At 24.5% G+C, this 16,313-nt stretch carries 17 protein-coding genes; 8 read left to right on the plus strand and 9 right to left on the minus strand.

From position 1 onward, the window contains the following. The first annotated feature begins 8 nt into the window (after positions 1 to 8). Positions 9 to 242 (plus strand): cbb3-type cytochrome oxidase assembly protein CcoS, encoded by a 234-nt coding sequence (gene ccoS / locus ATR_RS02735; RefSeq protein WP_115427959.1) that lies wholly within the window; start codon positions 9 to 11, stop codon positions 240 to 242. A 41-nt stretch (positions 243 to 283) separates the two neighbouring features. On the opposite strand, the gene ATR_RS02740 is transcribed toward ccoS, so the two are convergent. From ATR_RS02740 to ATR_RS02775, 8 genes are all read right to left on the minus strand, one after another. Then, positions 284 to 574: a c-type cytochrome gene (locus ATR_RS02740; RefSeq protein ID WP_115427960.1), complete on the minus strand. Its 291-nt coding sequence runs from the start codon at positions 572 to 574 to the stop codon at positions 284 to 286. Between the two features lie 336 nt (positions 575 to 910). Next, the gene (locus ATR_RS02745) at positions 911 to 1,699 is read right to left on the minus strand and encodes a transposase (RefSeq protein WP_115427961.1); all 789 of its coding nucleotides are present in this window, start codon (positions 1,697 to 1,699) and stop codon (positions 911 to 913) included. A gap of 16 nt (positions 1,700 to 1,715) precedes the next feature. Beyond that, positions 1,716 to 2,884 (minus strand): IS3 family transposase gene (locus tag ATR_RS02750; RefSeq protein WP_115427962.1). Its coding sequence is split into 2 segments (ribosomal slippage): positions 1,716 to 2,632 and positions 2,632 to 2,884, totalling 1,170 coding nucleotides; the frame shifts between segments, so codons are not numbered across the junction. Between the two features lie 48 nt (positions 2,885 to 2,932). Then, entirely contained in the window at positions 2,933 to 3,169 is a 237-nt protein-coding gene (locus ATR_RS02755; RefSeq protein WP_115427963.1) for a hypothetical protein, read from the minus strand. Between the two features lie 138 nt (positions 3,170 to 3,307). Continuing rightward, positions 3,308 to 3,988, minus strand: coding sequence for a phosphate ABC transporter ATP-binding protein (locus tag ATR_RS02760; RefSeq protein ID WP_164966917.1), 681 nt, complete (start codon positions 3,986 to 3,988; stop codon positions 3,308 to 3,310). Then, on the minus strand, positions 3,981 to 4,853 hold the full coding sequence (locus tag ATR_RS02765) for a PstA family ABC transporter permease (protein WP_115427965.1): 873 nt from the start codon (positions 4,851 to 4,853) through the stop codon (positions 3,981 to 3,983). The genes ATR_RS02760 and ATR_RS02765 overlap by 8 nt, the downstream gene beginning before the upstream one ends. Beyond that, complete coding sequence (locus ATR_RS02770; protein ID WP_115427966.1) at positions 4,850 to 5,686, minus strand: PstC family ABC transporter permease; 837 nt, start codon at positions 5,684 to 5,686, stop codon at positions 4,850 to 4,852. The genes ATR_RS02765 and ATR_RS02770 overlap by 4 nt, the downstream gene beginning before the upstream one ends. A 3-nt stretch (positions 5,687 to 5,689) precedes the next feature. Then, positions 5,690 to 6,508: a phosphate ABC transporter substrate-binding protein gene (locus tag ATR_RS02775; protein ID WP_115427967.1), complete on the minus strand. Its 819-nt coding sequence runs from the start codon at positions 6,506 to 6,508 to the stop codon at positions 5,690 to 5,692. A gap of 157 nt (positions 6,509 to 6,665) precedes the next feature. Here ATR_RS02775 and ATR_RS02780 point away from each other — a divergent pair, with 157 nt between their 5' ends. The 7 genes from ATR_RS02780 (at position 6,666) to ATR_RS02810 (ending at position 15,050) form a co-directional block, all read left to right on the plus strand. Beyond that, positions 6,666 to 7,289 (plus strand): DJ-1/PfpI family protein, encoded by a 624-nt coding sequence (locus ATR_RS02780; RefSeq protein WP_115427968.1) that lies wholly within the window; start codon positions 6,666 to 6,668, stop codon positions 7,287 to 7,289. Between the two features lie 146 nt (positions 7,290 to 7,435). Continuing rightward, positions 7,436 to 8,794 (plus strand): IS4 family transposase, encoded by a 1,359-nt coding sequence (locus ATR_RS02785; RefSeq protein WP_115427525.1) that lies wholly within the window; start codon positions 7,436 to 7,438, stop codon positions 8,792 to 8,794. 366 nt (positions 8,795 to 9,160) lie between these two features. Next, a complete protein-coding gene (locus ATR_RS02790) occupies positions 9,161 to 9,721 on the plus strand; it encodes an SH3 domain-containing protein (protein ID WP_115427969.1) in 561 nt (186 codons plus the stop codon). Continuing rightward, positions 9,718 to 10,539 carry a M48 family metallopeptidase gene (locus ATR_RS02795; RefSeq protein ID WP_115427970.1) on the plus strand — a complete coding sequence of 274 codons (822 nt, stop codon included), beginning with the start codon at positions 9,718 to 9,720 and terminating at the stop codon, positions 10,537 to 10,539. Before ATR_RS02790 ends, ATR_RS02795 begins: the two co-directional genes overlap by 4 nt. 14 nt (positions 10,540 to 10,553) lie before the next feature. Beyond that, positions 10,554 to 12,362 carry a tetratricopeptide repeat protein gene (locus tag ATR_RS02800; protein WP_115427971.1) on the plus strand — a complete coding sequence of 603 codons (1,809 nt, stop codon included), beginning with the start codon at positions 10,554 to 10,556 and terminating at the stop codon, positions 12,360 to 12,362. Positions 12,363 to 12,414: 52 nt separating this feature from the next. Further along, positions 12,415 to 13,092: a hypothetical protein gene (locus ATR_RS02805; RefSeq protein ID WP_115427972.1), complete on the plus strand. Its 678-nt coding sequence runs from the start codon at positions 12,415 to 12,417 to the stop codon at positions 13,090 to 13,092. A gap of 137 nt (positions 13,093 to 13,229) precedes the next feature. Further along, positions 13,230 to 15,050 carry a DUF6538 domain-containing protein gene (locus tag ATR_RS02810; protein WP_128997263.1) on the plus strand — a complete coding sequence of 607 codons (1,821 nt, stop codon included), beginning with the start codon at positions 13,230 to 13,232 and terminating at the stop codon, positions 15,048 to 15,050. Here the strand turns inward: ATR_RS02810 and ATR_RS02815 are convergent, their stop codons facing one another. Beyond that, on the minus strand, positions 15,051 to 16,310 hold the full coding sequence (locus ATR_RS02815; protein ID WP_115427974.1) for a hypothetical protein: 1,260 nt from the start codon (positions 16,308 to 16,310) through the stop codon (positions 15,051 to 15,053). Positions 16,311 to 16,313: the final 3 nt, after the last annotated feature.

Here is a 16,313-nt window from a genome sequence, read left to right on the forward strand (position 1 = left end):
TTAATACTATGATTGATGATACACTATTTTTTATGCTAGTTGTTGGACTTATAATCTCAGCTGGAATGTTATTTTTATTTATTTGGGCTGCAAAGTCAGGTCAGTTTGATGATGCTTCAAAAATGACAAATGGAATGCTTTTTGATAGTGTAGAAGATTTAAATGATGCTATAAAAAAAGATAAATCTATAAAAGAGGCAAAAATTCAAGGGAAAAAAGACCAAAAAAAAGAGGAAGATTAAATCTTCCTCTTTTTATATAATATAATGAAATAATCTTTAGATTATTTACCCATATAATCAGCTAATGCTTTAATATCATCATCACTTAATTTAGCAACTTGACCTTTCATAAGACCTTTCATTGCTCCACCATAAGAACCATCTTTATAACCATGTAAAGCTTTTTCAATATCAGCTTTTGTTAGATTTGCTGGAACATGAGATTTGCTTTGAGTTGTTATATTGATTTCACCTTTTACCCCATGACATGCTTTACATGTTGCATAAGATGCTGGTGCATCTGCAAATGCAAAACCAACTAATGCTACTGTTGCAAGAACTACTTTTTTCATTTTTTCTCCTTTTAAAATTTAAGAAAGAAATATTAGCTATTTTTTCTTTTTTTTATGCTTAATAACATTTCAATTAAAGTTATCGCAATTAGAAGTTTTACTTATTATTGTAAATTATTTGTGGAATTTTAATATTAAAAAAGAATAAGTATATTTAATATATTTTATTAAAAATAAATTAGGAATAAATATTTAAACAATATGATGGAAATATACACAAGTTAAAGTTATTCTAATAAATTTGTTTTAAGGACTTAATTTAGTTTTAAAATTAATACCTTAATCAGTACCTTAAAAAATTGATATTGTTGATTTTTGTTAATTAAGATTATTTACTCAACTTTCGCACATAAAACCTAACTGTTTTTTAGTGTAAACTCTGAGCATATGGATGATTTGCTCTAAATCTTTATTTCTCTTGACAATTTCTTGGGATTCTATTATTTGTTCTAAGATTTTTAGAAATAGTTCCATTGAAATTGCTAGAGTTTCAAGCTGGCATTCTAAATCTCTAAAAAGATTACCTAAGGTTTGTGGTTCATTTTGAACTCTATTAATATAGCTTGTAAGATTATAAGCTAAAAATGAAAGTGTAATACGAGCTATTAAAGCTTCAAAGATACGATTTTCTTCTTTACCAAATTGAAAGTATTCTCTTAAATCTTTATATCCTTGTTCAATATTCCATCGTTTTTTATATGTATTGATTATTTCAATATCAGATAAATTTGTATTTGTTGATATTATTGGAATTAGATTATCTTTGGTTTTAATAAATACAATTTTTAATCTACCAAGTGTTTTATGTGTAGTTGTAGTTGAAACATAATTGTATTTTATAGAGTTATAGTTTCCAAGTCTTGAAGCTTTATTTTGTTTTGCATAATTGTAAAGTGTTTCAAGTGTTTTAAATTTACCTGTAAATTGCCAGATTTTAGGATTGTTTGCAATTCTTGTAATTACATCAAGACCATTTTCTTTTACTTCATTTATAAAATTTGGTTTAGCATACCAGCTATCAACAAGAAGATAATCTGAATATATTCCAGATTTTAAAACACGTTTCAACATATCAAGAGCTAAAATATTTTTACCATCATTACCTTCAACTTGGAATGACCCCAAGTTAGTAGACACTTTTTTAATCAGTTAACACCTTGGGTTGAGTAACACTATCATTGTATCTTTTCTCAAATTCATTTGGACTTATAAAATCTAAAAAACTATGTCGTCTTTTTGCGTTATAAAACATTTCTATATATTCAAATATTTTATCTCTAGCTTCTGCTCTTGTATGAAATATAGTTTTTCTAACTAATTCTTTTTTTAATGTCTTAAAAAAACTCTCTGCTACTGCATTATCATAACAATTACCTCTACGGCTCATACTTGGGATAATATTATGATGCTTTAAAAATGTTTGGTATTCATAAGAACTATATTGGCTACCTTGATCTGAATGAAGAATTACTTTATGATTTTTAATTCTGTGAGTTGTTTTTTTCAAAGCTTTAATAATTAAAGATGTTGATTGTCTATGTCCTGTTGCCCAACCAATTATTTTTCTTGAATAAAGATCTATAACTGTAGCTAAATATAACCATCCTTCATAAGTTCTGATATATGTGATATCACTAACCCAAGATTCATTTGGTTTATATGTTAAAAAACATTGTTTTAAATGATTTGGATGTGCTTTATGAATTGAACCAGCCTTATGCTTTGGTTTTCTTTTATAATTTCCTATTCCACAAAGTTTTGCTTCTTTCATTAATCTTGCAACTCTTTTCTTATTTACATGTATATTTGAAGCCTTTAAATCTTTATGAATATTTCTATATCCATATATCCCATTTGACTCTCTATATGCTTTTTTTATCTCTTGTAAAATTTGTTGATTTTCAATCTCTAAATTTGAAATAGGTTGTTTTAACCATTTATAATACCCACTAGGATGAACTTTCAATACAGTACACATTCTTCTGATTGTGTACTGTATTTGATACTCCTTTATAAATGCGTACTTTAATTTGGGTTGTTTGCAAAGTACGCTGCGGCCTTTTTTAAAATATCCCTCTCTTCTGTAACTCTCTTTAATTCTTTTTGCAATCTTTTTATTTCAGCTGTTGTATCTTGAGTTTTTTTTATTTCTACTTCAGCTTCTGGTGATTTGTATTTTTTTATCCAGTTTCTCAAAGAATCATAATGGACACCTAACCTCTCAGCTGTTTCAACAACCCCATATCCATTTTCTATAACTTGTTTTACAGCATCTCTTCTAAACTCTTCACTATATTCTCTTCTTGCCATTTTTAATTCCTTCAATTGTTTACAATTTTCTCTAAATTGTTATTTTAATTAACTGAATAAATTTCTGTCTACTTTTTTGGGGTCATTCCATGTAGATATTTTTTTATTGATAATAAACATATATAAAAAATGTAAAATTATCATATATGGAGATTTGCCAATATCTTTTTTTATGAAATTGCTTTGTTTTAGAATAGAACTAAAATTTATATCTCTTAAAATAGAAAGAATAGGATTTTTTAATACATTGTTCATAGCAGTTTGGATAAAATTGTCAATACCCATAAAAATACCTTTTATAATTGATTTGTGGTGATGAAATTATATCAAAAAGTGTCTATTTATGGGCTTTTAAAAGCTTTTACATATAAGAAATTGATGATTTTTTATGTGCGAAAGTTAAGTTAATTATTTGTATCAAATCTAATATTCTAGAGAAAATATAGAGTCTGCTACATTTAATATTTGAGATTTAAAGTGCGATATTATAACTATTGTACAACTTTTTTTTAACTCTAAAATCAAATTTTCGATTTTTAATGCTAACTCTTCATTTAATGAAGCAGTTGGTTCATCAAGAAGTAAAACTTTTGGTTTTAGTATCAAAGCTCTTGCTAAAATCAATCTTTGCTGCTGACCACCTGATAGTAAATATGCACTATCATCTAATCTATTTTTTACTTCATCATACAAATGAACTTTTTTTAATACCTCTGTTATTAACTTTTTTGCATCATCTTTTTTTATTTTTTGAAGCTTTAGAGGAAAATATAAATTTTCAAAAATAGAGAATGGTAAAATATCTGGATGTTGGCTTACATATACAATTTTTTTTCTAAGATTTGGTAGTTCTTTATTTGATAAAGTTGTAATATCAATATCTTTATTATCATCATTAAAATATACTTTTCCAGTAAAACTTGCATTTTCATACTCTTTTATCATCTGATTTAACACAAGAAGCAAAGAGCTTTTTCCAATTCCACTTGGACCACTTATTGCTGTGATTGAGTTTTTTTCTATATTCAAGTTTAAATCTTTTAAGACCTGTTTGTCATCATAGTAAAGATTTAAATTCTCTATTTTTAAAATATTTTTACTCAAGTTTTTGGCTCCTTCTAATAGCAATTTTTTGTAAAATAAATGCAAAAATAAAAAGGCTAAGTGATACAAAAAGAAGTATCATAGCAGCTACATAACCTTTATTTAGTTCATAAATATCTTGATATTGTGAAGATACATAAAATATAAAAAATGGAATAGCTTCATATTTTTCCAAAAGTGAGTTTGGAATTCCTCCCATAGCAACAGCTCCTGTCATCATGATAACAGCAGTATCTTCAACAGCTCTTCCAATTGCCAAAACAACACTACTAAATAGCTGTTTACTTATATATGGAAGTTGTACCAAAAAAAGGTTTTGATACTTTGTAGCACCTAGATTTAATACAGAGTTTTTTATCTGATATGGAATTGAGTAAAGTGCTTGTTCTGTCATTTTAACAATATATGGAATAACTAAAATTGCTAAACATATTGATGATATTAGAAGACAAGTATATAAATCATCAAAAAACATTTTGTGTAAATATATAGTAACAGATAAGCCAAAAAGTCCAATAACAATAGATGGTACAAAAGCCAAAAGTTCATAAGAGAAGCTAAAAATCTCTTTAACCTTTTTTGATGCAAAAATTGCTATAAAAACTCCACTTAAAAATCCTAAAGGCAGAGCAAAAACTATAGCCAATAAAGATACAAAAAGTGAGCCAACAATTGCATTAAATATTCCATCAAAAACTCTTTGTTTTCCTAAAATTGCATCTAAAATTGGAACATTATCAAAAATAATCTCTAAAGAAAAACTACTAAAACCTTTGTAAAATACAAATGTAAAAAATATAGCAAGTATTAAAATAGAAAAAATAACTACTAAAAAAAACAGAGATATAACAATTTTTCTACTCATCTTGCCTCTTTATTTATAAGTTTTAAACTAACAACAGTTAGAAAAGAGAATACTAAAAGTAGTAATCCACACAAAAATATTGCTTTAAAAGCAGTTGATTCATAATCACTTGCATTTATTAGCGCAATATGAGAAGTTAAAGTTCTTGCACTATCTAAAATAGAGTTTGGAATTTGAAGACTATTTCCAGCAATCATCAAAGCTATCATAGTATCTCCAACAGCTCTTGCAAATCCTAAGATAATAGCACTAATTATCCCTTTTTTTGAAGTTTTTAATATTAAATCAAAAAATATATCCTCATTTGTTGCGCCCAAAGATTTTGCAGCCAAAATTGTTTTTTTTGAAGTTGAGTTAAATGTATTAAATAAAATTATTGTCATTGTAGGAAGAACTACAAAACTTAATACAAAAGATGCTGTAAGAATACTAAAACCTTGTCCATCTAAAATATCATTTAGCCAAGGAACTAACAAAAATATAGCTATAAAAGCATATAAAACTGTTGGAACTCCTGATATAAAAAGCATAAATTTATTTAATATATTTGAAATATTTTTTGGAATAAAAAATGCCATAAGTGATGCAAACGAAAAACTCATAATAGTTGCAATTAGTGTTGCAAGAATACTTATATAAATTGTTCCTAAAATCATTGGCATTAAACCATAAAGACTTTTTTGCTCAATCCACTCAAAAGCAAAAAACTGTAAAAAATTTCCAGAAGTAAGAAGTGGAAATGAAAAATAGATTAAAAAAAATAGTATAAATAGTACAAGTGAGCTTGTTATAAAAATTGATATAACAAGCCCAAAATTAAATAGATAATACATAAACTACTTTTGATAAGGAATTAATCCAAGTTTGCTAGTAATTTCTGCACCACTATTGCTTTTCATATAATCTATAAATGCTTTTGCTAGAGGTTTTGGCTCACCTTTTGTAACCATATATAAACCTCTTGAAATATGATATTCACTATTTAAGATTGTCTCATTGCTAGGGCATCTATTATCTATACAAATAGCTTTTACACTATCATCAACTGTACCAAATGAGATAAATCCAATACCATTTTTATCAGATAATACAGCTGTTTTCATTGCAGCATTTGAAGCAACAACTTTTGCATCTTGAGAAATTTGAGCATTTTTAATACCTTCATTTGTAAATACTTCCATTGTTCCACTTGAAGCATCTCTTACATAAAGATTGATTTTTCCACCTTTTAAACCTAAATCTTTAAAAGATTTTACTTTTCCAGTAAAAATATCAATTAACTGCTCTGTTGATAGATTTTTAATATCTGAATTGTTGTTTACAATAACAGCAATTCCGTCCATTGCAAAAACGAAGCTTTTTAAATCGCCTCTTTCAATCTCATCTTTTTTTGGAGCTCGACCAGCATTTGCAATATCAACTAAACCTTCAGTTACTTGCTTTATTCCAACACCAGTTCCACCACCAGCAATTGTCATTGTAATTTCAGGATATGCTTCCATAATATTTTTCATAGCTTCTTTTTCAGAAGCTATATGAGCAGTCCCACCAGCAATATTTAAAGTACCCTTTAAACCTTTAAATAGGTCTAAATCACTGTTTGCACTTAGCGAACAAACAAAAAGTGTACAGATTGATAGAATTATTTTTTTCATTCAATTTCCTTTTTTTAATAGAAATTGGATAATTGTACAAAGAAGAGATTTGGAAAATATCTTTGTTGCTTAAACCTTAAGCCTGAATATCCAAAATAGAAAAGGAGTATATCCAAACTATGATAAAATAGTTTAATATTTTTTAAAAGGTAAATTTATGCAAAAAGTAGTTGGAATTTTTGTTTTTGATGATATAGAAGTTTTAGATTTTTGTGGACCATTTGAGGTTTTAAGTGTAACAAGAGTTGATGAATCAAAAAGATTAGAAACTTTGTCTCCTTTTGATGTAAAACTTGTATCTATTACAAAAGATATTGTTTTAACAACTGGTGGTATGAAAGTAGTTCCTGATTTTGATTTTGAAACTTGTCCAGAACTTGATATTTTAATAGTTCCAGGTGGAATGGGTACAAGAAAACTTATGTATGATGAAAGAGTTTTAAAATTTGTAAACAAAAAAGCAAAAGAAGTTGAACTTTTGACTTCTGTTTGTACAGGTTCTCTTATTTTAGCAAGTGCAAAATTACTTGATGGTGTAAATGCTACAACACACTGGAAAAGTCTTCAAAGAATGGAAGATGAATTTAAAAATATAAAAGTGTGCAAAGATAAACACTATGTAGAAGATGGAAATATCATCTCAAGTGCAGGTATTTCAGCAGGAATTGATATGGCACTTTATATTGTAAAAAGATATTTTGGAGAAAATGTTTCAAGAGCAACTGCAAAACATATGGAATATCCATATTTAGAAAAAAATATACGAAGAGTAGATATTTAAAATCTTTCAATTTGTAATATTTATTAACTCAACTTTCGCACATAAAAAATCATTAATTTCTTATATGTAAAAGCTTTTAAAAGCCCATAAATAGACACTTTTTGATATAATTTCATCACCACAAATCAATTATAAAAGGTATTTTTATGGGTATTGACAATTTTATCCAAACTGCTATGAACAATGTATTAAAAAATCCTATTCTTTCTATTTTAAGAGATATAAATTTTAGTTCTATTCTAAAACAAAGCAATTTCATAAAAAAAGATATTGGCAAATCTCCATATATGATAATTTTACATTTTTTATATATGTTTATTATCAATAAAAAAATATCTACATTTATGAAATATAGCAATGATAGTTATAAAAAAGATGTTTACTACAGATTACTAAAAAGTAGTAAGTACAATTGGAGAAAATTACTATTACTGACATCTATAAAACTTATTAGCAAATTGCATAAACTTCAAAAAACTACTGATACAAAAGTATTGATTATAGATGATACTGTTGAAATTAAAAGAGGTAAATTTATAGAAGGTAGTTGTAAAAATCTTTGGAGCAATAAAGAACATAGAACTGTAAAAGGTTTGAATATTGTATCACTTAATTATAGCGATTGTTATACGGATATGATGTTGGATTTTTCTATAAATTATAATAAAAATCAAATTGTAAATGTTGATGAAAATAGTTTTCATCATAAAAGCAATGCTTATAAAAGAAGAGTTGAAGGTAATGATGGTAAAAATATTTTAGCTCTTGATATGTTGAAACGTGTTTTAAAATCTGGAATATATTCAGATTATCTTCTTGTTGATAGCTGGTATGCTAAACCAAATTTTATAAATGAAGTAAAAGAAAATGGTCTTGATGTAATTACAAGAATTGCAAACAATCCTAAAATCTGGCAATTTACAGGTAAATTTAAAACACTTGAAACACTTTACAATTATGCAAAACAAAATAAAGCTTCAAGACTTGGAAACTATAACTCTATAAAATACAATTATGTTTCAACTACAACTACACATAAAACACTTGGTAGATTAAAAATTGTATTTATTAAAACCAAAGATAATCTAATTCCAATAATATCAACAAATACAAATTTATCTGATATTGAAATAATCAATACATATAAAAAACGATGGAATATTGAACAAGGATATAAAGATTTAAGAGAATACTTTCAATTTGGTAAAGAAGAAAATCGTATCTTTGAAGCTTTAATAGCTCGTATTACACTTTCATTTTTAGCTTATAATCTTACAAGCTATATTAATAGAGTTCAAAATGAACCACAAACCTTAGGTAATCTTTTTAGAGATTTAGAATGCCAGCTTGAAACTCTAGCAATATCTATGGAATTATTTGTAAAAATCCTAGAACAATTGATACAATCTGCACAAATAGTCAAGAGAAATAAAGATTTAGAGCAAATCATTCATGTACTCAGAGTTTACACTAAAAAACAGTTAGGTTTTATGTGCGAAAGTTGAGTTATTTAATAATATAAATTAAGCAAGATAAAATCATTTTCTATCCTTTTTGTAAGATTATTAATTTAAATTTATAAAATAACTATTTATTTGTAGTTATAACACATAATTAATAATTTCTTTTTGCAATTCTATTGCTATTCTTTTTTTGTATGATTTCAATTAAATACAAACATTTTATAGTTAAATAAAGAATAGTTTGTTTAATTTACAATTGGATACATGATGTTAATTGTAAATTAAACGTTATATTAGGGGAATCCAACTTTATAGTAAATTTTATAAAATAAATTTTTATTATTTTATGAAACTCTTATTAAAAGTTGGATTAATAATTCTTTAAATAATTTATACATAAGGAAAAATATGAAAAAAATAATTCTATATCTCTTCTTTACTTCTTTAATATTTACAGGTTGTGCAAAAAATAGCAACATTGTTTCAAATATTTTGTCAAATGAACCTACGCTTAAAGTTGGTGTTAAAAAAGCTCTCATAACAGAAAAACCTGATGCAAAAAGTCAAATAGTTGCAGAGGTAAAAATTAATGAAGAATTAAAAATAATTAAATCAAAAGATGATTCACAATGGTATAAGGTTTTAACTCCTAATAAACAAGGGTATATTCCAAAAAGCTCTTTAGTAGAAGAATCTTTTTTAGATTTATTTAGTGATTCTGCAAGTACTTTATGGGAAGTAGTAAAAGATAAAAATTCAAATCAAAAAACAACTTTTGATTCAAATGGTAAAAACTGGTCAAATGAAGAAAGAGCAGAAAAAAGTGTTAAAAACTTTGGAAATTCAAAATCTCAATTAGATTTTAATTCTAAATATACAATTGAGGAAATTGAATCTTTGTTGACTAGTTCAAATAATAATTCAAATATTCAATTATCTAATTTTAGAAAAGAAGGAGGTCTTAAATGAAAAAGTTGGTTCTTATTTTAATCTGTAGCTTAATTATATGTAAAGTAGCAAGTGCAAATAAAGATTACATTGGAAATACTTTGAAAATTTTTGATAATTTAACTCCTGAAGAAGAGTTTTTAATTGGCAAAATGCAATTATCAGAATTAGTTACTAGTAATATTCATGATGCAAAATCTCAAAAAGTTATATATTTAAATAATATTGTTAATTCACTTGTTCTTTCAAGCGATAAGCCTTATGTTTATGATGGATATAAAGTAATTTTAGTTGAAGATAAATCTTTAAATGCAATGGCTCTCCCAGGAGGAATTATTGTTGTAAATGATGGAATATTCACTTATTTGGAAAATGAGGATCAATTAGCGTCTATATTGGCTCATGAAATAGGTCATATACAAGAAAAACATAATCTTCATGCTGATAAAAGTTTTAAAATTGATGATGCAGTAGGAATTGCATCAAATTTAGGAATTGCAAAAAATGTTGATAATCAATATGCAAGGTTTGCTTCAGTTACTTTATTAAATTATCTATCAAATTCAATTGTTAATGGCTATGGTGTTTCTCAAGAAGTAGAAGCTGATACATTAGCTATTAAACTTTTAGTAAATGCAGGTTATGATCCTAAAGAATTTCTATCAACATTAAATAAATTAAAAGAAACTACTAATTCTTATGGTGGGGCAAATTATCCTGTAGATAGATTAACAAGATTAGAACCAATAATTAAAGAATTAGCCTATGATCAAAATGAATCTTATAAACTAAAAGATACTAGAAAAAAAAGATTTCAAAAATTAAAAAATCTTAAATAGCAAAGGTTTAACATATGTGGAATGCAATTAAGAATTTTTGGAATAATCATGAACTATATACTCCTGTTACAGAGATGACAAAAGCTGATATAGAAAATATTATAAATAGAATTAAAGAAAAAGATGGTTATTCTCAGGAAAGTCTTACTTGTGATAATCACTCTTTAGAATTAAAAAAATATTTTAAAGCGATTAAACTATTTTTATATTTAGTTCTTGCAATATGTTCAATTTTGGGGGCTATAGGTCCAGGCAAAGATTTTATAGTAGATTATTTGAAAAATAAAAAAGTTAAAGAAGCTGTAATTAATTTAAATAAAGTTGCTGAAAATATGTATTTTTATGAAAATGCTCCAATTGTTGCTTTAAATACTATTGAGAAATCTTTATATCTTGATAATGAAAATATAGATACTATTTATTTAAAAACATTTATAGAAAGTATGTTAAGTGTTGAACAAATAAAGAATTTAGATAGACCATATAATGAAAAAGAGTTGATAGATGCTCAAACTGCATTTTCCAATGCTGATTTTATTTTAAAATCAAAAGAAGATGAATATTTTGGAAAAGCTTATTTAATCAAGGCTCAAACTTATTTTGCATTAAATGAAAATAATAAAGCTCTAGAAGAGATAGAAAAAGCTATTAAAATTGAAGAAGAAAATAATTTTTCTAAAGAAGATGAAATCTTTTATAAAATTAGAAAAGCAACTATTTTAATTGAATCAGAAAAATACGATGATGCAGAAGAATTATTAAATCAATTAGAAAAAACACCAAATGATAATAAAAATATTAAAAATATATATTTATGGTTAGGTATTAATAGTAATGAAAAAGCTTTAAGAGCTAAAAATATAGAAGATAAAATTAAATTTAATCAAGAAGCTAAAAATTATTTTGAGAAATCAATTCAGAATGATGAAAAATTTCATATTGCAATGATGAATTTAGGAAATATTTATGCCTATTCTAATGATGGAGACAATTCCAATAATGTTGACGATTTTAAAAAAGCTGAAGAGCAATATAAAAAGATTTTATCAATAAGACCTAATCAAAAAGAAACATACTATTATTTAGGTAAATTATATGGTTCAATAGATAATTATGAAAAAGCAGAATTATATTTTAAAAAGGCATTAGAGCAAGATGAAAATTACTTTTCTGCAAATTTATGGTTAGGAAAAGCTTATTTTGAAATGGAAAATTATCAAGAGGCATTAAATTATTTGAATAAAGCATTAGCCTTAAAGCCAAATTCAGAAGCTTATTTTATGATAGGCGAAATTCATCAAAAATCAAAAAATTATCAAGAAGCAATAAAAAATTATTTAGAAGTAGAAGTATCTTTAATATCAAGTGAAACAGATAATTCTTATTATAAATTTAGATCATTTTTGAATAGAGCGGATATAAGTATAGAATTAAAAGATTTTGAAAATGCGAAATCTTTTTTAGAAGATGCATATAATAGTAATGAATCTCTAGATTCAAATTATTATAAAATTTATTTTAAATACTATAAAGCTACTAATAATTATAATATGGCTTTAGATTCAATAAATAAAGCAGTATTAGTCGCAAATAAACAAAAAGATTCTTTAATATTAGATAAAGCAATGTATCTATTTGAAAATAATAAAAATAATGAGGCTTTAGAAGAAATTAAAATACTTAAAAATAGTAAGATTGAGAAAAAAGGTTTATTTGAAAAAATTCTTAAATTTGAGTATAAATTATATAGAAATTTAAATAATGGTGAAATGCAAAATAAGATTTTACAAGAAATTAAAAAATATGATCCGAATTTTATTTGATAAATATCTTTATTCTATTAAATATAATTTATAAAAATCATATAGGAATAAAATGAATAAAAACTTTATCACAAATAAAATATTAGGAGATTTAGCAGAATCAATATGTCATTCACATTTTAGTGCATTGGGATATGATGTTGAATATACTGGTATTGAGAAATTTGCTCAAAGATTTTCTAAACACTTAAATCAAAGTTCTAAAAAAAGTGATTCTTCCTCAGAATTATATGATTCTATTCGTTCTTATCCTGATTTATTGATTTCAAGGATTTATGATTCTAAAGGAATAAAAAAACTTGAAAGTTATATGGTAGAAGTAAAATATAAAAATGAAGTTAAAGATTTTAAAGAATTAGAAAATGAACTTCTTTGGCAATATAGAGATGTAATTTGGGATAAAGAAATTTTGTATGTTTTAAACTTTGATGAGAATGAAAAATTATCTTGGAAAAAGAAAAAACCTAATATTATACTTTTAGAAAAAATAAATAAATTTAAAGACAAAGTAAAATACATAAAAAATCCTTTGCTTTTTTACATAGTAGTAAAAAATCCACCACAAGATAAGACTCATATTTATTTAAATTATGCTACTTATCCAGCTTGGTGGAATATTGGAGATGATAGATTTTCAAAATATACACATTACTTAAGTGAAAATGGGAATATGAATGAAGTTTATGAAAAAAGTATTTACCCAGCATTAAAAGCTATATTTGAGAAATAAAGTAGGATGTTTTTATAATAAATGGTGGAGATGTGATTTCCTAAAAATGGAATTATTCTCTACTATGCTCTAAATATCGAATCTTTATCTCTTTTTTCTTTGGTGGGCTACAACAGTGAGCCACTAAAGGTGAAAAGTTGAACTATTTACAAAGAAGAAATGGAGTTTACTATTTTAAAAAAAGGGTAGATTCTAAACTGTCAAAAACTAGAAATCATTTTATTAGAAAATCATTATCTACGAAGTGCTACAATACAGCGAAGAAGTTGGCAAGTTTACTCAATTATTGGGTAAATGTATATTTTGAATCAGGGGTTATTATGACAAGTGAAAAGATGGATGAAATATTATATAACTATTTTCAAAATGCTATGGAAGAAAATAGTATCTATGAAGATTTAAGACACGAAAAAAACACAATAGAAAAAGATGGAGAAGTTTATGAAGGCAGCACAAAAAAAGCTTTACTTTATCAACTAAAACAACATAATAAGTTAGATAAAAAAAGAGAACTAACAGAAGTTAAAAAATATGTTGAAAATGAAATAATCCCAATTTCAATGATTGAAAAAAATGAACTTGAAGAATTGAGAGAAATGAAAGAGTTTTATTGGAAAATCTTTAAATATTATGGAGAAATATTAAAAACTGATTTAGAAAGATTTGAGGGATATAGTGTTGAAGATTCAATTAAAAAACATAAAAAAGAGAAAGTAAAACATATATATCTAAATAGTGAAAATGAAGATGAAGATATTGAAGAAGATGTATTTGAAGTTATGGTTAATAAATATCTTTCACATACAAAAACAAAAAGGAAATTATCAACAGCTACTCTTGATGATTATAGCCCTAGTTATTATCTAGTAAATGAAGTATTCCAAAATAAAAAACTAAGTAAACTTACTACAAAAGATTTAGAATATTTAGAAGATATTATTTCAAATATGCCAACAAATAGAAATAAAATCAAAATAACAAGAGATTTGAATATTCATCAACAAGTAGAATTTATGAAAAATATTCTTGAAGATAGAAAAAATAAAATTTTTATGAAAGAGTATGAAAAAATAAATGTTATATCTGAAAGAACACAAAATAAACATTTTGAGCAAATAACAGGTTTCATTGATTTTTGTTCTAAAAAATATGGTTTTAAAACACCTTTAAATGGTATTGTTTTACAAAGATATAGAATAAAAAGTGATTCAAGCACTGAAAGGCTATTATTAAATGATGATGAATTAAGAACAGTATTTAATGAGTTCGATTATTTGAATAAAAAACTTCTTTTTACACTAAAAAATGACCCTTTAAAAGTATATGGGATTTTTTTAACTATGTTTTTGGGAATGCGACCAATTGAAGCTGGGCAACTAATGGTAAATGATTTAAAAGAAACAAAAGATTCTAAAGGAAATACTATTTATTATCTAAAAGTTTCAAAAGAAAATTCAAGTGGTGATGAAGAATTAGACGGAGTAAAAAAAGAAAAAACAGATAACACAAAAAGGAAATTACCTTTAACAGAAATATTTATAAAAGATTTAAAATTTTTAGAGTTTGTAAATAAACGAAAAAAAGAGAAACAAAAATTTATTTTTGTAGATATGTTAAAAGATAAAGATATTAAAAAAGAGATAAATAATACAGTTAGAAGATGCGAAGATACATTTAATAGTAAATTAAAAAAACTGGAACTTGAAAATTTAGACAGAAAATCTTTTTATTCATTACGACACTCTTTTGCTAATAAAATAAAACATATTCCAAAAGCTTTACAAGATAAAAGGGGAGAAAGCCTGATGGGACATACGGGAGCAACTGATTCTGAATTATTTAATAGATATGGAAATAGATATTTTGAGCCTGATTTTTTATATGAAATTTTAGTGGAAGTTAAATATGATGATTTTGATTTTTCAAATATTAAAAAAGAGGTAGAAAAACTATTTTAATTAATTATTATTACGTTCCTGATTGATTTTTTCTATAAGTTTGATACATTTTTTATCTATTTCATTATAATTCAAGTTAAATTCTTCAAATTTAAAAGGTTTTATAGTTATATTAGAATCATTTGTATTCAGCCATTCAATATTTCTTGGTTTTGATACAACAGAATTTTTTAAAACTTGATATAAAATGGCTATTTCATCATCTATATCATTTATATTTCTACAAAATTGCTCTATAGGGATATATATTTTTAATTTTTCACTTTGATTTATTAAAGAATCAATATCTTTTATATATTCTATAACTTTATCTACATTGTAAACTAAATAATTATTTGATTCTATTCCCATTAAAATATATTTCTCAGTTATATTATTAATTTCATTTTTATAAATTATTTTAGGATAACCTGTTTTATCCAAATATAATTTAAATATTTCATTATCATTTGAAAAATCTTTAAATCTAGTATGTAATTTAAAGTTATCAAAACTAAAAGCAAAAGGAGAGTATAAAATATATATAATTCCTATACTAATTAATAGTGTAAAGATAAATTTAATTATAAATATTATGATATGTTTCAAAAAATAAATAGAAAAAGAAATAACATAGTAGATATTATAATTTTTGAGTATTTTAAAAATAATAAATAATCCAAAAATAATTAAAAAAACATAAGAAGTTTTTGAGAGACCTATTATAAAAGAAGAAGGTAAAATTGATATGATAGAAGCTACTTGAAAAAATATTATAGATATAATGATATTTAAACTATCTAAGTTTTTTATATTAAATCCACTATTTGATAATATCATATATGACATTGACATATATATCAGTAAAAATATAGTGCCTATTTTAGTATAATCAATATTTACATTTTTTAAAAAATTTAAATTAAAAGAAACTGATTCCATTTCAGTTTTTAACGTTATATCGATTAATATTGAGTATTTTTCTTTTGTTATTTGTTCTCTTGGAATACAATAAATATAACTTTTAAAATATTTTTTATCTAAATGATGATTATTATTTAAAATTTTTTTATCTATATATTCATATAAAGAATTTGATTCAATAAAATTTGTAAGCCTCTCGGTATTACTTAATTTAATATGACCTGATTTATAAATATTTTTATCTTGAATAATAAAATAAAATAAATCATATTTTTTTGATGAATCAACATTTTTATTATTGGTAATTCTATATTTACCAAGATTAATTAATTTATTATTTAATTCAGCTTCGGTCATTAA

Source organism: Aliarcobacter trophiarum LMG 25534 (assembly GCF_003355515.1).
GTDB lineage: Bacteria > Campylobacterota > Campylobacteria > Campylobacterales > Arcobacteraceae > Aliarcobacter > Aliarcobacter trophiarum.